Annotated in this window: 20 protein-coding genes; 6 read left to right on the forward strand and 14 right to left on the reverse strand. The window is 73.2% G+C overall.

The annotated features are described in order from the left end of the window. Nucleotides 1–204: 204 nt before the first annotated feature. On the forward strand, nt 205–2,337 hold the full coding sequence (locus QRX60_RS33595) for a N,N-dimethylformamidase beta subunit family domain-containing protein (RefSeq protein ID WP_285995449.1): 2,133 nt from the start codon (nt 205–207) through the stop codon (nt 2,335–2,337). A 60-nt stretch (nt 2,338–2,397) separates the two neighbouring features. Here QRX60_RS33595 and QRX60_RS33600 read toward each other — a convergent pair whose 3' ends face one another. Further along, nucleotides 2,398–3,330 carry a TerC family protein gene (locus QRX60_RS33600; RefSeq protein WP_285995450.1) on the reverse strand — a complete coding sequence of 311 codons (933 nt, stop codon included), beginning with the start codon at nt 3,328–3,330 and terminating at the stop codon, nt 2,398–2,400. A gap of 186 nt (nt 3,331–3,516) precedes the next feature. Between QRX60_RS33600 and QRX60_RS33605 the strand changes: the two genes are divergently transcribed. Next, on the forward strand, nt 3,517–3,813 hold the full coding sequence (locus QRX60_RS33605; RefSeq protein WP_285995451.1) for a helix-turn-helix transcriptional regulator: 297 nt from the start codon (nt 3,517–3,519) through the stop codon (nt 3,811–3,813). Nucleotides 3,814–3,827: 14 nt separating this feature from the next. Here the strand turns inward: QRX60_RS33605 and QRX60_RS33610 are convergent, their stop codons facing one another. The 8 genes from QRX60_RS33610 to QRX60_RS33645 all read right to left on the reverse strand — a co-directional run bounded on the left by QRX60_RS33610 (nt 3,828) and on the right by QRX60_RS33645 (nt 11,140). Further along, nucleotides 3,828–4,517 carry an SDR family NAD(P)-dependent oxidoreductase gene (locus QRX60_RS33610; RefSeq protein ID WP_285995452.1) on the reverse strand — a complete coding sequence of 230 codons (690 nt, stop codon included), beginning with the start codon at nt 4,515–4,517 and terminating at the stop codon, nt 3,828–3,830. Between the two features lie 155 nt (nt 4,518–4,672). Next, nucleotides 4,673–6,118: a HAMP domain-containing sensor histidine kinase gene (locus QRX60_RS33615; protein ID WP_285995453.1), complete on the reverse strand. Its 1,446-nt coding sequence runs from the start codon at nt 6,116–6,118 to the stop codon at nt 4,673–4,675. After that, the gene (locus QRX60_RS33620; RefSeq protein WP_408630282.1) at nt 6,115–6,798 is read right to left on the reverse strand and encodes a response regulator transcription factor; all 684 of its coding nucleotides are present in this window, start codon (nt 6,796–6,798) and stop codon (nt 6,115–6,117) included. Before QRX60_RS33620 ends, QRX60_RS33615 begins: the two co-directional genes overlap by 4 nt. Continuing rightward, nucleotides 6,795–7,847 carry a hypothetical protein gene (locus QRX60_RS33625; protein WP_285995455.1) on the reverse strand — a complete coding sequence of 351 codons (1,053 nt, stop codon included), beginning with the start codon at nt 7,845–7,847 and terminating at the stop codon, nt 6,795–6,797. The genes QRX60_RS33620 and QRX60_RS33625 overlap by 4 nt, the downstream gene beginning before the upstream one ends. Continuing rightward, the gene (locus QRX60_RS33630; protein ID WP_285995456.1) at nt 7,847–8,614 is read right to left on the reverse strand and encodes an ABC transporter permease; all 768 of its coding nucleotides are present in this window, start codon (nt 8,612–8,614) and stop codon (nt 7,847–7,849) included. The genes QRX60_RS33625 and QRX60_RS33630 overlap by 1 nt, the downstream gene beginning before the upstream one ends. Beyond that, nucleotides 8,611–9,516: an ABC transporter ATP-binding protein gene (locus QRX60_RS33635; protein WP_285995457.1), complete on the reverse strand. Its 906-nt coding sequence runs from the start codon at nt 9,514–9,516 to the stop codon at nt 8,611–8,613. Before QRX60_RS33635 ends, QRX60_RS33630 begins: the two co-directional genes overlap by 4 nt. Before the next feature lie 116 nt (nt 9,517–9,632). After that, complete coding sequence (locus tag QRX60_RS33640; protein WP_285995458.1) at nt 9,633–10,463, reverse strand: DUF4097 family beta strand repeat-containing protein; 831 nt, start codon at nt 10,461–10,463, stop codon at nt 9,633–9,635. A gap of 92 nt (nt 10,464–10,555) precedes the next feature. Next, complete coding sequence (locus tag QRX60_RS33645) at nt 10,556–11,140, reverse strand: helix-turn-helix domain-containing protein (RefSeq protein WP_285995459.1); 585 nt, start codon at nt 11,138–11,140, stop codon at nt 10,556–10,558. A gap of 65 nt (nt 11,141–11,205) precedes the next feature. Between QRX60_RS33645 and QRX60_RS33650 the strand changes: the two genes are divergently transcribed. From QRX60_RS33650 to QRX60_RS33660, 3 genes are all read left to right on the forward strand, one after another. Further along, nucleotides 11,206–11,790 (forward strand): SAM-dependent methyltransferase, encoded by a 585-nt coding sequence (locus QRX60_RS33650; RefSeq protein ID WP_285995460.1) that lies wholly within the window; start codon nt 11,206–11,208, stop codon nt 11,788–11,790. 20 nt (nt 11,791–11,810) lie between these two features. Continuing rightward, nucleotides 11,811–12,287, forward strand: coding sequence for a DinB family protein (locus QRX60_RS33655; protein ID WP_285995461.1), 477 nt, complete (start codon nt 11,811–11,813; stop codon nt 12,285–12,287). A gap of 88 nt (nt 12,288–12,375) precedes the next feature. Next, a complete protein-coding gene (locus QRX60_RS33660) occupies nt 12,376–12,669 on the forward strand; it encodes a hypothetical protein (protein WP_285995462.1) in 294 nt (97 codons plus the stop codon). Between the two features lie 62 nt (nt 12,670–12,731). Here QRX60_RS33660 and QRX60_RS33665 read toward each other — a convergent pair whose 3' ends face one another. Continuing rightward, complete coding sequence (locus QRX60_RS33665) at nt 12,732–13,484, reverse strand: SDR family NAD(P)-dependent oxidoreductase (protein ID WP_285995463.1); 753 nt, start codon at nt 13,482–13,484, stop codon at nt 12,732–12,734. A gap of 73 nt (nt 13,485–13,557) precedes the next feature. Here QRX60_RS33665 and QRX60_RS33670 point away from each other — a divergent pair, with 73 nt between their 5' ends. Further along, nucleotides 13,558–14,475 (forward strand): RNA polymerase sigma-70 factor, encoded by a 918-nt coding sequence (locus QRX60_RS33670; RefSeq protein WP_285995464.1) that lies wholly within the window; start codon nt 13,558–13,560, stop codon nt 14,473–14,475. Between the two features lie 20 nt (nt 14,476–14,495). Here the strand turns inward: QRX60_RS33670 and QRX60_RS33675 are convergent, their stop codons facing one another. From QRX60_RS33675 to QRX60_RS33690, 4 genes are all read right to left on the reverse strand, one after another. Continuing rightward, nucleotides 14,496–14,999 carry a hypothetical protein gene (locus QRX60_RS33675; RefSeq protein WP_285995465.1) on the reverse strand — a complete coding sequence of 168 codons (504 nt, stop codon included), beginning with the start codon at nt 14,997–14,999 and terminating at the stop codon, nt 14,496–14,498. A gap of 102 nt (nt 15,000–15,101) precedes the next feature. After that, complete coding sequence (locus QRX60_RS33680; RefSeq protein WP_285995466.1) at nt 15,102–15,263, reverse strand: hypothetical protein; 162 nt, start codon at nt 15,261–15,263, stop codon at nt 15,102–15,104. A gap of 51 nt (nt 15,264–15,314) precedes the next feature. After that, the gene (locus QRX60_RS33685; protein WP_285995467.1) at nt 15,315–15,836 is read right to left on the reverse strand and encodes a hypothetical protein; all 522 of its coding nucleotides are present in this window, start codon (nt 15,834–15,836) and stop codon (nt 15,315–15,317) included. 47 nt (nt 15,837–15,883) lie between these two features. Further along, nucleotides 15,884–16,435 carry a MarR family winged helix-turn-helix transcriptional regulator gene (locus QRX60_RS33690; protein ID WP_285995468.1) on the reverse strand — a complete coding sequence of 184 codons (552 nt, stop codon included), beginning with the start codon at nt 16,433–16,435 and terminating at the stop codon, nt 15,884–15,886. Between the last annotated feature and the right edge of the window lie 32 nt (nt 16,436–16,467).

Raw genomic sequence — 16,467 nt, forward strand, 5'->3', positions numbered from 1 at the left:
TGCGAAAGACAGGGCTAGCGCGTGTCACGCGGTCCGGTGCGCTCCCTCCCCCTCGGCGCGCCGGCCCGCACCACCAGCGCAGATCGCCACCCACGGTTGCGCCTATCGGGTAATCATCACTCAATCGTGTAAAGCCAGTGGCGTCTCGCGCGCTTGAGAAGTAGGCGTCCGCGAGGGTCGCACGCCGAAAGCGTGGGGGTGGGCATGGGATTCATCACCGGTCGTGAAGAACTTCCGATCAGCGAAGCCGAGGTGCCCGAAGGCTACCGACGGGCGAACGAAATGCCGGAGGCCACCGCGGCGGCGGTCTCGGCGGCCGACCCGCACCAGCGGTGGAGCCGGTTCGTCGGCGGCGGCGACGGCATCCTCTACGGCGTCCAGGCGGACGGGGCGCTGTACTGGTTCCGGCACAAGGGCTGGTCCACCGCCGCGTTCGACTGGGCGGGCGGCGGCTTCGGGGTGCAGATCGGCTCCGGGTGGCAGGACTTCGTCACCGTGCTCGGCGACACCGACGGCGTCCTCTACGGCGTGCGCGGGAACGGGACCGTGCTGTACTACCAGCGGATCGTCACCGACCTGGAGACCGGCGCGGGCTACTGGGCCAACGGCGGCACCGGCGTCGTCGTCGGGACCGGGTTCAACGCCTACCCGCGGATCTTCGGCGGCCCGGGCGGGAGCATCTGGTGCGTCGACGCTGACGGCGTCCTCTACCGGTCGCGGCGGATCAACGGCACCTTCGAGACGCCGCAGGCACTCGGCAGCGGGTTCAACGTGGCTCGCTACCTGTTCGCCGACAGCGGGAACGTCATCTACGCCGTCGGCGGCACCGGCGCGCTCACCTGGTTCCGCTACCGCGACGGTGAGGGCTGGGCGAACGACGGGTCGCCCATCGTGATCGGCGACAGCGACTGGTTCGAGCTCATCCGCCGGGACCTGTTCACCGGCGTCGCCAACGGCGCCATCTACCTCATCCGGATCGACCACTCGACCGAGCCCGGCGACGACGGCGACCTCATCGAGCTGCGGATGACCAATTCCCAGACGGTCGACACCGACGGCGGGGCGCGGTGGATCAACAACTCGACCGGCAAGCTGGTCGGCCAGGGCTTCACCATCGAGCGCAGCGTCGGGCTGCAGGGGTACGCGCGGCGGCAGAGCGTGCCCGCCGGCGGCCGGGTGTCCGTCGCGCTGTCGACGGCGTTCAGCTCGGTCACCGCGCAGGTCGTGCGCGTGGTGCCCGGCGGGGACACGCCCACGGCCGTCACCGGGACGACGACCGTCACCGGCGGGATCCAGGCGCTGCCGTCGAACTACCGCTCGGCCGGGTGCGGCTGGGCCGAGCGCTACGGCGTCGCCATCCCCGCCGGCTGGCCGTCCGGGGTGTACTCGGCCCAGTTCACCGGGCCGTTCAACCGGGTGCAGCACATCCCGTTCGTGGTGCGGCCGGCGGCACCCGCGCACAAGATCGCGGTGGTCCTGCCGACCAACACCTACCACGCCTACAACGGCTGGGGCGGGCACGACCAGTACTCCGAAGGCCAGCCCGGCGTCCGGCGCGTGATCTCGTTCCTGCGGCCCAGCTACGACTGGCTGATCGCGCCGAAGGGGCAGTACGACAACGAGTTGTGGAGCGACCTGGAACTGCTGCGGTGGCTCAGCGGCGAGCAGATCGGGTTCGACTGCTACACCGACTACGACCTGCACGCCGGTGGCTGGCTCTCGGCGTACAGCGCGATCGTGCTCGGCGCGCACCCGGAGTACTTCTCGATGACCATGCGCACCAACCTGGCGAACTACATCGCGGCGGGCGGCAGCGTCATCGCGACCGGTGGCAACCAGATCTACGAGCGCGCCGAGTTCAACACCGACGGCACCACGCTGACGTTCCGCGCCGCGGACGGCAGCCGCGACCTGTTCCTCGACCACTACGACCTGCCGGAGTCGCAGCTGCTCGGCGTCAACTTCGAATACGAGGGCTGGATGACGTTCGCGCCGTACCGGGTGCTGCGCGACCACCCGTTCCTGGCCGGGACGGGCCTGTCGGTGGGCGACGAGTTCGGCGCAGACGGCCGCAACGGCGCGGCGAGCGCGTGGGAGTTCGACACCCTGCAGGGCTTCGACGGCGAGGTGCCGCCGTCCGCGGTCATCGCGCAGGGCACGAACCCGACCGACCGCGCGGGCGCGGCCATGGTCTGCAGGGAACTCCCGGGCGGCGGCTTCGTGTTCAGCACGTCGTCGCTGACGTTCAACGGCGCGATCCGGGTGGACCCGGCGGTGCAGCAGCTGCTGCGGAACGTCTTCGCCCGGGCGGTGGCCCGGCCGATGCCGGGTGCGTGACCGGCGCGGGGTGGTCCGGCTCGCCGGACCGCCCCGGACTGCCCGCGCCAGGCCCGCCGGCTAGGTCAGCGGCGGGCCGACGTCGGTGGTGCGGGTCCGCAGCAGGCTCGCGACGACCGCCGTCGCGAGGATCAGGCCGACCACTCCCAGCGAAAGCCCCGTCGGGATCTTCCAGACCTCCAGCAGCAGCATCTTCACGCCGACCCAGACGAGGACCAGCGCCAGGCCGAGCTTGAGGTAGACGAACCGGTGCATGAGGTCGGCGAGCAGGAAGTACAGCGCGCGCAGGCCGAGGATGGCGAACGCGTTCGAGGTGAAGACCAGGAACGGCTCCTGCGTCACCGCGAAGATCGCCGGGATCGAGTCGACCGCGAAGACCACGTCGGTGACCTCGATCAGCACCAGCACCGCCAGCAGCGGCGTCGCCACCCATCGGCCCGCCTCGCGGACGAGGAACTTCTTGCCGTGGTGGACATCCGTCGACGGGACGAGCCGGCGGAACACGCGCAGGACGACGTTCTGCTCGTAGTCCACCGGTCCCGAGCGGTGCAGCGCCATCCGGATGCCGGTCAGGACGAGGAAAGCGCCGAACACGTAAAGGATCCAGGCGAAGCTCGCCAGCAGCGCCGAGCCGGCGGCGATGAACACCGCCCGGAAGACCAGTGCGCCGATGACGCCGTAGAACAGGATGCGGTGCTGGTGTTCGCGGGGCACGGCGAAGTAGCCGAAGATGATCGCGAACACGAAGACGTTGTCGACGGCCAGGGACTTCTCGATCACGTACCCGGCGAAGTACTGGCCCGCGAGCTCCGCGCCCCAGACCCACCACACGACGGCGCCGAACGCGACGCCGAGCGCGACCCACACGCCGGACCACGTCAGCGCTTCGCGGACGCCGACGACGTGCGCTTTGCGGTGGGCGAACAGGTCGACCGCGAGCATCAGCAGGATGACGCCCAGCACGGCGGCCCAGGCCCAGAAGGGGACGGTCACGGCACACTCCTCCGGTTCGGTGGCGAACCGGAGGTCTTCCCGACCACGCGAGCGTGGCGCCGGCACCGGGTCTGCGCAGGGGCAGCCGTATTGACGATGCCGGACCGGGGCGGGTACTCCCCTCCGTCTCCTTCAGAATGACGAACTGTGCTTCGTCTGTCAAGTGTGGACGGCTAAGCTGCCCGCATGGCCACGTGGACGTTCCTGAGCAACCACGCGCACGTTCTGCTGTGCCTGGCGGAAGATCCCGACCACCGGCTGCACGACATCGCCGAGCGCGTCGGCATCACCGAACGTGGCGTACAGCTCATCCTGGCGGACCTGATCGCGGACGGCTACGTCGAGCGCGAGCGCGTGGGCCGCCGCAACCACTACACGATCCACCCGGAAAGCCGACTGCGTCACCCGCTGGAGGCACACCACCGGGTGGCGGAACTGGTCGAGGCGCTCGGGCCGGCCCCGCGTCACCAGACGAACTGCTGACCGCCGTCGATGTCTTAGGTCGCGCCCGTCAGCGCCGTGTTCGTCATGAGGTGGACCGCCAGCGCGGCTACGTCCGCCGGCCCGACCACGCGGCCGATCGGGAGCGTCGCCCGCAGTTCGGCGCGGCGCTCCTCCAGCTTGTCCCCGAGCAGGGCCGCCGACAGCGGGGTGTCGACGAACCCCGCGGCGATCAGGTTGACGCGCACCGGTGCCAGCTCCAGGGCGAGCGCCGCGGTGAACGGCGGCAGCGCGGCCGTCGCGGCCGAGACGATGCCGAGGCCGTGCCCGATGCGCCGGCCGCCGGTGCCGCCCGTCAGCAGGAGCGAGCCGCCGGGGCGCATTTTCGGCGCGGCGTGCCGCGCGATCTCGAGCGCGGCCGCGATGTGGTCGCTGAGCGCGGTGCGCACGTCCTCGGCGCTCATTTCGAGCAGCGGCCCGTAGTGCGGAGCGCCCGCGGTGACCAGCACGTGGTCGATCGTCCCGGGAAGGGCCGCGAAGAAGCTCGCGACCGCGGCCGCGTCGGAGGCGTCGAACGCGGCCGTGTCCCGCGCGCCCAGTTCCTCGGCCGCTCGTTCGAGCTTGCCGGGATCGCGGCCGGTCAGCACGACGTCGGCACCTTCGGACCGGGCCAGCCGCGCCGTTGCGAACCCGATGCCGGCGCTCCCGCCGACCAGCACGACCGTTTGCCCGCTCAGACCGCTCATCGCACCACCGTAGGGCGGAGCCGTCCGGTTGACCACTGGTCACGCGCGGCCGGGCTCCCGTACCGGCGCCTCTGGACCCCGAAGTCCTTCGGCTGGGCTACGGCCTGAACTTCCACTGGCTCGTCCACCCGCTGCGCTGCTTCCGGCGCTGAGCCTCAGTCCCGGGCGGGCAACGGCAACGCGAGCCGGAAGCAGGCACCTTCCCCGAGAGCGGTCTCCAGTTCGACGTCACCGCCGTGCGCCCGGGCCAGGGACCGGGCGATCGGCAGGCCCAGGCCCGCGTTCGCGCCACCGGAACGGCTCCGGGACCGGTCGGCCCGGTAGAACCGGTTGAACACCCGGTCCGCCTGCTCGGCCGTCATCCCCGGACCCTCGTCCACCACCTCGAGCACCGCACGGCCCGCCGCGGTGCCGACGCCGATGCGGACGGGCGTGCCCGGCGGGGTGTGGGCGGCCGCGTTGCCCGCCAGGTTGGTGACCACCTGCCGCAGCCGGGCTTCGTCCCCGTCGACCGGGGCCGGGCCCGGCGCCCCGACGCCGCCCGGCCCGGTGAGCGAGACCGGCCGGGACGGGTCGAGCGCCCGCAGGTCCTGCCGGGCGTCGCCGGCGAGGGTGCGCAGGTCCATCGGCGCCCGGTCGAGCTGCTCCTCCGGCGCTTCGTCGAGCTGGGCGAGCAGCAGCAGGTCCTCGGTGAGCGCGGTGAGCCGGGTCGCTTCGCGGTCGATGCGACGCATCGCTTCGTCCACATCGGACGCTTCGGGCAGCGCGCCCATCCGGTAGAGCTCCGTCGACCCCTTGATGCCGAACAGCGGCGTGCGCAGCTCGTGGCTGACGTCCGCGACGAAGGTGCGCATCCGCGCCTCGGACGCCGCCCGGGCGGCGAAGGCCTCCTCCAGCTGCCCGAGCATCGTGTTGAGCGACGCCGCGAGGTGCCCGATCTCCGTGCCGGGCGGCGCGAGGACCGGCACGCGCCGGGTGAGGTCGCCGCCGGCGATCGCGGCCGCCGTGTGCTCGATCCGGCGCAGCGGCCGCAGGCCCCGGCCGAGGGCGAACCAGCCGGCCGCGGTCAGCGCGACGAGCAGTCCGGCACCGGCGACCAGGCTGCTCACGCGCAGCTGGGTGATCGTGGCGTCGGTCTCGGCGAGCGGCGCGGCCGAAACCACCGTCCCGCCCCAGCGGGCGGCCGGGCGCGCGACGGCCCGCCAGCGCTGCGACCCGTCGGCGGCACTCAGGTCGACGGCCGTCCCGTCGGTGGGGACCGTGCGCAGCGTGCCGGACGACGGCAGCGTCGCGCCGCCCGCCCGCGACGAGTGCAGGCTGCCCGCCACCGCGCCGCCGGCGTCCAGGTAGACGACGTACGGGGTGCCGAACAGCTCGAGCGCGGGATCGAGGAGATCCGGCCGCACGGCGGGGTTCTCGGCGGGTGGCGGGCCCGCCGCGCGGGAGATGAGCTCGGTCATCGAGCGCAGCTGGCCGTCGAGCCGGTCGAGCTGGAACCGTTCGAGCTGGTCGGAGACCACCGCGCTGACGAGGGTCAGGCCGGTCAGCAGGAGACCGGCGGTGAGCAGGAGCAGCCGGGCCCGCAGCGACAGCCGCCTCACCGCCGGGGCTCCCGCAGCACGTAACCGACGCCGTGCACGGTGTGGATCAGCTTGGGCTCCTCGGTGTCCACTTTCCGGCGCAGGTAGGAGATGTAGGTGTCGACGATGCTGGCGTCGCCGCCGAAGTCGTCGCGCCACACGCGGTCGAGGATCTGCGCCTTGGACACCACGCGGCCGGCGTTCTCCATCAGGTAGCGCAGCAGCCGGAACTCGGTGGCGGACACGCGGACGGGCCGCCCCGCGCGCGTCACCTGGTGGCCTTCGGCGTCGAGGGCGAGCGTGCCCACGGCCAGCACGTCGGCCGGGTGCCCGGCGGTCCGGCGGAGGATCGCGCGGATCCGCGCGATCAGCTCCGCCAGGTCGAACGGCTTGGTGACGTAGTCGTCGGCGCCGAGGGACAGGCCGGTGACCTTGTCGGCCTGCCCGTCCCGCGCGGTGAGGAAGAGGACGGGCACCGGCTGGCGCCGCTCGCGCAGCCGCCGGACCACCTCGAAGCCGTCCATGTCCGGCAGCATGACGTCCAGCAGCACCAGGTCCGGTGGTTCCGCGGTGGCCGCGGCGACGGCTTCCCCCGCCGTCGCCGCGGACGTCACCCGGAAGCCGGCGAACCGGAGCGCGGCCGACAGCAGCTCGCGGACGGTGGCTTCGTCGTCGACCACCAGCAGCCGCTGCGCGCTCATCGCTTCCATGCCCGCGAGGATACGGAGATCGCGCCGGCGAGCAGGCTCCCCGCGAACCCGGCGAGCGCGCCGGCCGCGAGCGCGAGCAGCGGGTTCGCGGTGAGCCGCACGTCCAGGACCGGGACCGGGAAGCTGAACGCCGTCACCGAGACGTCGGCCGAAACGCGCGAGAACAGCGTCACGACGACCGCCACGCCACCCGCCACCGCGCTGACGGCCGCCGCCCGGCGCAGCGGGCGACCGCGGCGGACGACGAGGACGAGGACGGAGACCAGCAGGAGCGCGCCGGACACCCACAGTCCGGGAGTGAAGTGCCCGAGAGCCGGCACGCAGGGGAGCGCGGGGTCCACCGTCCACGGCACGCCGAGCCCCAGCAGCACGGCGCCGATCACCAGCTGGGGGAGGACGAGCAGGACGCCCCCGGCGGCCGCGGCGCCCCCGAACGTCCAGGCGGCGGCCAGGCACACCACGACGAGCCCGGCAGCCGGCCACCGCGCGACGCGAAAAACCTCTGCGATGAAAGGAAATCGCGCGATGAGCCAGCACACTCCGACGACCACGAGCGCCCAGATCACCGCGCCTGCCAGCACCGGTCCGACCGGGACGGAGAACCCGGCGTCCAGCCGGCCGGGCACCGGCAGGCGCGACCCGGTGGACACACAGCCCCGCACCCCGCCGGAGCCCGTCGGCAGCGCGAGTTTTCCCTTTGCCGGCACAGTGATCGCGGCCAGCGCCGCCGCGAAAGCCACTGTCGCCACGACGCTGCGGACGAGCAGTCCCTCCTCACGGCGGCGCAGCAGCAGCCACCCCAGAACCACCGCCCCCGCAAGGGAAACCCCGAGCGGGATCCCGTGCAGGCTGCCCCGCAGGGCAACCGGGAGCCCGCCCGCCGGCACGGCCTCGACGTCGATCGAACCGCCCACGGCGAGCGCGACGACCGCCGGGGTGAACCGGACGGCGCCGAGGAGGGCCAGGCCGGCCGCCGCGACCCCCGCCATGGCGAGCAACGCGGCGGCGGCCGCGACCAGGCCCCGGGCCACCTCCCGCATCAGACGTCCCGGCGCCGGAAGACCACGAACGCGACGGCCAGCACGGCCGCGACCCCGAGGCACATCCCGCCCAGGTTCAGCCACGGGTGCGGGAAGTCCGGATCGGGGACCGTCTTGAACACCGCGGACGCCCCGAGCGTCGGCCAGTAGAAGAACATCCCGCGCAGCCACGCCGGGAAGAGGCCCGCGAGGGCCGGGACCAGGAAGACGATCCCGACGAGGGTGGCGAGCGCGCCCGCGGTGGCGCGCATGAGCGTGCCGAGGCCGACCGCGAGCAGCGCGATCGCCGCGAGGTAGAGCCCGCCGCCGGTCACGGCGGAGAGCACGCCGGGATCGCCGAACCGCGCGTGCGGCACGTCCTGGGTGGTGAGCACGGCCTGGCCGAGGAAGAAGGCAGCGAACATCAGCACCTGGCCCGCCACCACGGCGACGCCGACGGCCACCACCACCTTGGCCGCCAGCAGCCGGGGCCGGCGGGGCGTGGCGATCAGGGACGTCTGCACCAGCCCGGTCGCGTGCTCGGCGGTGATGACGAGGATGCCCAGCACCCCGATGATCAGCTGCGCGACGATGTACGACGTCAGGCTGCGGTTGGTGGGATCCCAGGCCTGCGGGTCCTCGGCGTACGTCTTCCCGGCGGAGTTCATGGCCAGCGCCGTGATGCCGAGCCCGACCGCGAAGAGGCACGCCAGGGTGTACCAGGTCGAGCGCAGGCTGCGGAGCTTGATCCACTCCGCGTGGACGGAACGGGTGAAGGGGACGCTCACGCGGTGACTCCCTCGTACTCGACGCTGTCCTTGGTCAGTTCCATGAAGGCGTCTTCGAGCGAGACGCGCTGCGGGGTGAGCTCGGCGAGCGCGACGCCGTGGTAGGCCGCCAGCTTGCCGATCTCGCCGCTCGTCATGCCGGACACGACGAGCGAGGCCTCGGCGCCTTCGCGCACGGTGGCCCCGGCGGTGGCGAGCAGGCGCGCGAAGCCCGGGTCGGGCGTGCGGACGAGCACGGTGCCCTCGCCGCGCACGAGCTCGCTGACGGCGGTGTCGGCGACCAGCCGGCCCCGGCCGATCACGACGAGGTGGTCGGCGGTCTGCGCCATCTCGCTCATGAGATGGCTGGACACCAGCACCGCCCGGCCCTCGCGGGCGAGGGAGCGCATGAAGTCCCGGATCCACCGGATGCCTTCGGGGTCGAGCCCGTTGACCGGCTCGTCGAAGATCAGCACGCGTGGGTCGCCGAGCAGTGCGGCCGCGATGCCGAGGCGCTGCCGCATGCCGAGGGAGAACCCGCCGGCCCGTTTGCCGGCCACGGCTTCCAGCCCGGTCCGGGCGAGCACCTCGCCGACGCGGCGGCGGGGGAGCCCGTTGCTGACCGCGAGGGCCAGCAGGTGGTCGGCGGCCTTCCGGCCACCGTGGACGGCGCCGGCGTCGAGCAGCGCGCCGACTTCGGTCAGGGGCACCGGAAGATCGCGGTAGCGGCGCCCGCCGACGGTGACGGACCCCCGCGTCGGCGCGGCGAGGCCCAGGATCATCTTCATGGTCGTGGACTTGCCGGCCCCGTTCGGCCCGAGGAACCCGGTGACCTGCCCGGGTGCGACGGTGAACGAGAGGTCGTCCACGACGGTGTCGGGGCCGTACCGCTTGGTCAGGCCGCGTGCTTCGATGGTGGTCATGACGGCGAGCCTGGCCCGCCCGCCTGGCCGCTTCCTGGGAGGTTCTGGGAGAACCCTGGGAGATCCGCGGCCGGACGGGGGTCCGGCCGCGGTGTTCACCGGAAATCGATCCCGGCTCAGGCCTCCGCGCGGTGGATGACGATGTCGCCGAGGCGCGTGCGGGCGTGGATCTCGACGTGGTCCGCGGACTCGCCCGCGTGCTCCGGCAGGGAGTTGCGCACCGCGCCCTTCGTGCTGTCGGCGTCCACCGACGCGGTGCTGCCCTCGCCGACGCCGACCTCGATGCCGCCGGCGGCGTTCGTCAGGTCCGCCCGGCGGCTCGTCATGCGGCCGATCCGGATCGGGCAGTGCGCCGCCTCGGCGAAGACGCTGCCGTCGGCGCGGTCGAGGGCGAAGCTGCCGCCGGAGCCGGCGAACTCGACGTCGGAGCGGGCGTGGCCGAACCACACCTTTCCGGTCGAGCCCGCGTACCGCAGCGAACCCTCGACTTCGCCGATCCGGACGCCGGCGGACCCGCCGTCGAGTTCGGCGGTCCCGGTGACGTGGCCGACGGCGACCTCGCCGGCCGAGAGGCGGCCCCGCAACGCGGCGACGTGGCCGAGCCGGACCCGCCCCGACGCGACGTCCAGCTCGCAGGCGCCGAGCCGGCCGTCGGCGTGCACCTCCGTCCAGGCCGTCGCCAGCACCACCTCCGACCCGGCGGGCAGCTCGACCGTGATGGCGACCGAACCGTTCTTGGCGCCGGGCTTGGTCGTCTTGATCGTGAGCTCACCGCCGGCGAAGGCGACTTCGGTCTGCTCGGCGACCTTCACGTCCGACTTGCTCGCGCTGTTCACGGGCTCGACCCGCACGACCGTGTCGGGCCGCTCGCTCGCGGCGATCCGCACGTGGGCGCCGGCGGTGGTCAGCGTGGCGGTGATCGGTTCCGGTGTGGTGAAGACGGTCATGGCGGTTCCCCTTGCGGTGTGGTCCCTGCGGTGTGGTGTGACCACGTTCGCGGGGCCACCTGACACCGGCCTGACACCGCCCGGACACCCGCTCAGTCACGGGCGGCGCGGGCGCGCAGGTGCGCCCGTTCGCCCTGCTGCCCGAAGAGGATGAGCAGCTCGACGGCCTTCCCGTCGGCGCTCCCGAGCCAGTGGGGCAGCGACGTGTCGAACTCCGCCGCCTCGCCCGCGGGCAGCACCAGATCGTGCTCGCCGAGGACCAGCCGCAGGTGCCCGTGGAGCACGTAGAGCCACTCGTGGCCGTCGTGGGTCTGGTGGTCCGGCTCGGGCGGGTGGTCGCTGCTCGGGATGATCATCTTGTACGCCTGCATGCCGCCCGGCCGCCGCGACAGCGGCACGAACGTCATGCCGTGGCGGTGGATCGGGGTGAGGTGGACGCGCGGGTCGCCGCTGCGGGGCGCGCCGACGAGGTCGTCGAGCGGGACGCGGTAGGCGCGGGCCAGCGGCAGCAGCAGCTCCAGGCCGGCTCGCCGCTGCCCGCTCTCCAGCCGGGACAGCGTGCTTTCCGACACCCCGGTGGTGCCGGCGACCTCGGCCAGGGTCAGCCCGCGGTGGCGGCGCAGGGCCCGCAGCCGCGGGCCGACGGCGTGCAGGACGTCTTCGAAGTCGTCGCTCACCCGGCCATCTTGCCGAAACCGCAAGAAACCGTGCCACTCCGGCACGTCCCCGGCACGGTGGGCCCATGACCACCACCGAAGCTGCGGACCCGGCCCCGAACGTCCGGCTCACCGAAGTCGTCCGCGATCTCGACCCGGGTACGGCGCTCGACCTGGGCTGCGGTGCCGGCGGCGACACGCTGTGGCTCGCCCGCCGGGGCCGGCACGTGACCGCGGCCGACATCTCCGGCGTCGCGATCACCCGCCTGACCGAGCGAGCCCGGGTCCTCGGGCTCGGCGACCGGGTCACCGCCGAGCGGCACGACCTGACCGAGACGTTCCCCGCGGGCCGCTTCGACCTCGTGTCGGCGCACTACCTGCACGCGTCCTTCGAGCGGCCGCGCGCCGGCGTGCTGCGGCGGGCCGCGCGGGCGCTGACCCCCGGCGGGCGGCTGCTGGTCGTCGACCACGGGTCGGTCGCGCCGTGGTCGTGGAACCGGGACCCGGACGTTCATTTCCCCTCCGCGCGCGAAGTGGCCGGGACCCTGGACCTCGATCCCGGTACCTGGACCGTCGAGCGCGCCGAGGCCCTGTCCCGCCGCGCCACCGGCCCCGGCGGGCGGGTCGCCGACGTCGTCGACCACCTGCTGCTGATCCGCCGCACCCGCTGAAACCCCGAGGAGGACTCGCCATGCTCCGCCGACGGGACACCCCGCCACCGCAGACCGGCCCCGGCGAGAAGGACGTGCTGCGCGGGTTCCTCGACCAGCTGCGCGCCGCGGTGGCCGCCAAGGCCGAGGGCGTGCCGGAACCGCAGGTCCGGACGCCCGGCGTGCCGTCGGGCACGTCGCTGCTGGGCCTGGTGCGGCACCTGACCCACGTCGAGCGCTTCACCTTCCTCGGCGAGCACACGGCCGACTGGCGCGCCACGTTCCGGCCGCGTCCCCGGGAGACGGCCGCGTCGGTCCTGGCCGGCTACCGCGCCGCCGTCGAGGAGGCCAACGCGGTCATCGACGCGTGCACCGACCTGACCGAGCCGGTCGCCCGGCCCGGCGGCACGCCGCCGTCGATGCGCTGGGCGCTGGTCCACATGATCGAGGAAACCGGCCGCCACGCCGGCCACGCCGACATCCTCCGCGAACTGATCGACGGCAGCACGGGCCGGTAGGGGACCCCGGGCGTCCCCGACGACGACGGCTTCGACGCGCCGGGACCGGCGGCGCCCGTCCACGGTCCCGCCGTGCGACAGTGGCGGCATGAACGGCCCGAACGAGAACGGGGCGCGCACGGTCGCGGAGCTCGCCCGGATGCCGGCGTGGACGGTGACCGGCTCGCGCGGGCGCTGGGTCACGGCCGAGCGCGTCCTCGCCCTCGACGGGCGGCGCTGGGTGGTCGGGCTGACGCCGACCGTGGGCGGTGCGACGGCGTTGATGCTCTGGTGCGACGACGACGTGGTCGCCCACCGGCGGGGCACCGAAGCGGCGCTCTGCGAGACCGCGCTGCGGTGGGTGGCCAACCTGGTGGCCGGCCGCCCCTGGGACGGCCGCTGATTCCGGGCCGCCGGGATTCGGCGGCCGGCACCGTCCGAACCGGACAGCGCCGGCCGTGATGACTACCAGGGCACCGGGCCGCCCTCCCCGAAGAACCCGCCGGTCGGCCCGTCCGCGCCCAGCGTGGCCAGGCGCACCACCACCGCCGCGCCCTGCGCGGTCGTGAGAAAACCGGTGTGGTTGTTGATGTCAGTGTCGACGTAACCCGGGTCGGCGGCGTTGACCAGGACCCCGTCCTTGCGCAGTTCGTTCGCGTACTGCACGGTGAGCGCGTTCAGCGCGGACTTGGACGGCGAGTAGGCGGCCGAGGCGGGCAGCGCGGCGAGCGGGCCCGCCGGGTCGCTCGCGATGGTCAGCGACCCGGCGCCGCTGCTGACGTTGACGATCCGCGGCGCCGGCGACCGGCGCAGCAGCGGGAGCAGCCCGTTGGTCACGGTGATCACGCCGAAGACGTTCGTCTCGAAGACCGCCCGGACCATGTCCACGTCGACGGAGCTCGGCACCTGGTCGAGGGCGTCCACCGGCGAGACCGGCCCGGAGCCGGTGATCCCGGCGTTGTTGACCAGGACGTCGAGGCGGCCGAACCGGTCCTCGATCCACCTCGCGGCCGCCTGGACGGTGGCCGCGTCGGTGACGTCCAGGACGATCGGGTGCGCCTTGCCCCGCACCGCCGCGGCGGCCTCTTCGCCGCGGCGGGCGTCGCGGGCGCCGAGCAGGACCGTCATGCCCCGCCCGGCGAGCTGCTCGGCGGTCGCGCGGCCGATTCCCTTGTTCGCCCCGGTGACCAGAGCGACCTGCGTCGTGTTTTCGTTCATGCCTCCCGAGACGAGACGACCCCGCCGATCCGTGACATGTCACATCCGGCCGGCCTGTCTCGTCCCGGGAAGCGTGACGAAAGCCGAGGAGTTCGAACACCTGCGTCCCCTGTTGTTCTCGATCGCCTACCGTATCCTCGGCGGCGTGGGCGAGGCCGAGGACGCGGTCCAGGAGACCTGGCTGCGCTACGAGGCGTCCGCGTCCCGGCCCACCTCGGTGAAGGCGTTCCTGTCGGCCACGGTCTCGCGGATCGCGATCGACGTCCTGCGCTCGGCGCGCGTGCGGCGGGAGGAGTACGTCGGGCAGTGGTTCCCCGAGCCGCTGCTGGCCGACCCGTACGAGGACCCGGAACGCTCGGCGGAACTGGCCGACTCGGTGTCGATGGCGGCGCTGCTGCTGCTGGAACGGCTCAGCCCGCTCGAACGCGCGGTTTTCGTGCTGCGGGAGGTGTTCGGCTTCGCGTTCGGCGACGTCGCGTCGGCGGTGGGCCGTTCCGAGGCGGCGTGCCGCCAGCTCGCGGTGCGGGCGCGCCGCCACATGGACGCGGGCCGCGTCCGGTTCGCCGCGGATCGCCGGGAGCGCGACCGGCTCGCCCAGCGGTTCTTCGGCGCCTTCCGGGAAGGCGACCTCGACGGGCTGCGGGAGCTGCTCGCCGCCGACGTGAAGCTGGTGGGGGACAGCGGGGGCAAGGCCCCGTTGTGGGGCGAAGGCGTCTTCGGCGCCGAGCCGGTGGCCCGGCTGCTGGCCGCGTTCGCCGGGCCGTTCGCCCGGATCGGCGGAGTGGTCGAACCGCGGGAGGTCAACGGCCAGCCCGGGGCGCTCTTCCGCGACCGCGACAGCCGGGTCGTCAACACCATGACGCTCGACCTGCTCGGCGGGCGGGTCCAGACCATTCGTGCGGTGCTCAACCCCGACAAGCTCGCGCACCTGGGACCGGTGGCGGACGCGTGGACGGTCGTCCGCGAGACGAACCGGGCCCGCCGGCGGTGACGGCGGGCCCGGGTCCGGTCCTAGCGGATCGTCTTGGCCGTCGCGAAGTACGCGTTCGACGGTGCCATGAACGACAACACCACGCCGACGACTGCGGCGACCACGCCGACGTAGCCGACGATCGTGCTCTGCCCGACCAGCAGCGAGATCAGCTGCAGGGCGGTGAGCACCGTGAGCACGATGCGCGCCCAGTTCCGCCCGGCGCGCAGCTTGAACGCGAACAGCAGGTACAGCGCGGCGATGATCACGGCGATCACGACCGCGGTGATCATCGCGATGTTCACCGCCTGGTCGATCTGCGTCTCGGTCAGGCCACCGCCGTTTTGTCTGTTCGAATTGCGCAGCGCGTCGGCGATCGCGTCGCGGTTTCCGAAAATCAGCAGCCCGCCGACGAGCCCGATGACGGTCGAAGCGATGAACGCCCAGAAAGCGCCTTCGACCGTGCTGGGCCGGGCGGGAGCGCCCGGCGGCCGGCCGGCCGAAGCGGACTCGGGATAGTTCGGGTAGTTCGGTGATTCGGTCATAGTGATCGAATAGCACGCTTTCGGGTGAGCCGCTGAACGAACGGCAATTCCCGGCGGCGAACCGTGACCTCGGCCGGTTTCGGCCGCCGGGGTGGCCCGAGGTCAGTGCCGGCGGCTGAGGGCCTCCCGCTTGACGAAACCGATCGCCGCGGTCGCGACGAACAGCACCGCGCCGACGATGATCAGCCAGAAGAGTCCTTTGATGACGATGCCGAGGACGGCGAGGACGGCCCAGATCACCAGCAGTCCGACGAGAATTCCCATGTCAGCTCCCTCCGGGGACGTGCGCGGGGTGATACCCGCTGTGCCGGGCGGCTACACCTGCCCGGCGGCGCGACGCCGGCGCCAGTACGCCCACGTGACGGCGGCCAGCAGCGGCGCCCAGAGCAGCAGCGGCAGGTAGCAGGCGACGAGCAGGACGTGCCAGCCCGGGCCGGCGAACGTGACGGTCCCGAAGTCGGGGAAGCCGCGGAAGGCGTACCCCCAGATCACCGCCAGCGCCAGTGCCCCGGCGGCCGCCGGGACGATCGCCGCGTACGGCGCGACCCGGCGGCCGCCGAGCACGGGGATCCACCGGGGGACGCGCTCGCCCCACGGCCGGACGAGGCCGAGCGTGAGCAGGGCCAGTGCCTCGGACACGACGCTCAGTCCGACGATGTAGGTGGCTTCGCCGAACCCGATGGCGTGGTAGGGCCGCAGCCCGAGGTCGACTCCGGCGGCGAGGAAGAGCCGCCAGATCCCGGACGGCAGGGTGACCAGCGGGACGGCGTGCGCGGCGAAGACGGCCCACCGTGGCGGGCGGCTGAGGGTGCGGGTTTCGGTGAGCGGTGCGGTCATGGGCCGAGTCTGTCCGGGCCGGGCGGCCGGAACCTCCCGCTCAGGTATCAGCCGTCCCCTCCCGCGGGGGAGGAAGTGCGTGAGTGCAGGGTCGCCTCCAGCTTGGCGAGCAGGCCGGTGAGCGTCGTGCGCTCGGCGCGTGTCAGACCGCCGATCAGGTCCGCTTCGTGCTCGAGCAGCCGGCGCACGGTCCGCTCGATCAGGGTGTGGCCGGCTTCGGTGAGCTTGACCGCGACCGCGCGGCGCGACACCGGTGACGGCGCCCGCTCGACCAGCCCGGCCTGCTCGGCGCGGGCGATCCGCTGGGAGACCGCGCCCGCGGTGACCAGGGTCCGGCGGGTGATCTCGCGGGTCGTCAGCTCGTACGGCGGCCCCGCCCGCCGGATCACGCTGAGCAGGTCCAGGGTCGACGGGTCGATCCCGAGCTCGGCCAGCGTCCGGCGCCGGTCGTCGGCGAGGAGCTTGGCGATGCGCCAGGCAGGGGTGATGACCTCGATGGACTCGGTGCGCGCGCCAGGCAGCTCCCGTTGCCACGCCTCGGCGATGTCCGCGGCGGGCCGGCGCAGGATCGCTTCCAGCGGGTAGCTGTCGTTGGACATCCTCGACCCCTCGTTGCTACGTTTAGAGCTAA

This window comes from Amycolatopsis mongoliensis (assembly GCF_030285665.1).
GTDB classification, from domain to species: Bacteria; Actinomycetota; Actinomycetes; order Mycobacteriales; family Pseudonocardiaceae; genus Amycolatopsis; species Amycolatopsis mongoliensis.

What these genes read in the sequence shown, in the direction of transcription:
- QRX60_RS33625 (WP_285995455.1), bottom strand. Translation starts at nt 7,847, where the DNA reads ATGCGGGAGGTGGCCCGGGGCCTGGTCGCGGCCGCCGCCGCGTTGCTC.
- QRX60_RS33675 (WP_285995465.1), bottom strand. Translation starts at nt 14,999, where the DNA reads ATGACCGAATCACCGAACTACCCGAACTATCCCGAGTCCGCTTCGGCC.
- QRX60_RS33640 (WP_285995458.1), bottom strand. Translation starts at nt 10,463, where the DNA reads ATGACCGTCTTCACCACACCGGAACCGATCACCGCCACGCTGACCACC.
- QRX60_RS33690 (WP_285995468.1), bottom strand. Translation starts at nt 16,435, where the DNA reads ATGTCCAACGACAGCTACCCGCTGGAAGCGATCCTGCGCCGGCCCGCC.
- QRX60_RS33685 (WP_285995467.1), bottom strand. Translation starts at nt 15,836, where the DNA reads ATGACCGCACCGCTCACCGAAACCCGCACCCTCAGCCGCCCGCCACGG.
- QRX60_RS33655 (WP_285995461.1), top strand. Translation starts at nt 11,811, where the DNA reads ATGCTCCGCCGACGGGACACCCCGCCACCGCAGACCGGCCCCGGCGAG.
- QRX60_RS33610 (WP_285995452.1), bottom strand. Translation starts at nt 4,517, where the DNA reads ATGAGCGGTCTGAGCGGGCAAACGGTCGTGCTGGTCGGCGGGAGCGCC.
- QRX60_RS33680 (WP_285995466.1), bottom strand. Translation starts at nt 15,263, where the DNA reads ATGGGAATTCTCGTCGGACTGCTGGTGATCTGGGCCGTCCTCGCCGTC.
- QRX60_RS33595 (WP_285995449.1), top strand. Translation starts at nt 205, where the DNA reads ATGGGATTCATCACCGGTCGTGAAGAACTTCCGATCAGCGAAGCCGAG.
- QRX60_RS33605 (WP_285995451.1), top strand. Translation starts at nt 3,517, where the DNA reads ATGGCCACGTGGACGTTCCTGAGCAACCACGCGCACGTTCTGCTGTGC.
- QRX60_RS33620 (WP_408630282.1), bottom strand. Translation starts at nt 6,798, where the DNA reads ATGAGCGCGCAGCGGCTGCTGGTGGTCGACGACGAAGCCACCGTCCGC.
- QRX60_RS33650 (WP_285995460.1), top strand. Translation starts at nt 11,206, where the DNA reads ATGACCACCACCGAAGCTGCGGACCCGGCCCCGAACGTCCGGCTCACC.
- QRX60_RS33665 (WP_285995463.1), bottom strand. Translation starts at nt 13,484, where the DNA reads ATGAACGAAAACACGACGCAGGTCGCTCTGGTCACCGGGGCGAACAAG.
- QRX60_RS33660 (WP_285995462.1), top strand. Translation starts at nt 12,376, where the DNA reads ATGAACGGCCCGAACGAGAACGGGGCGCGCACGGTCGCGGAGCTCGCC.
- QRX60_RS33635 (WP_285995457.1), bottom strand. Translation starts at nt 9,516, where the DNA reads ATGACCACCATCGAAGCACGCGGCCTGACCAAGCGGTACGGCCCCGAC.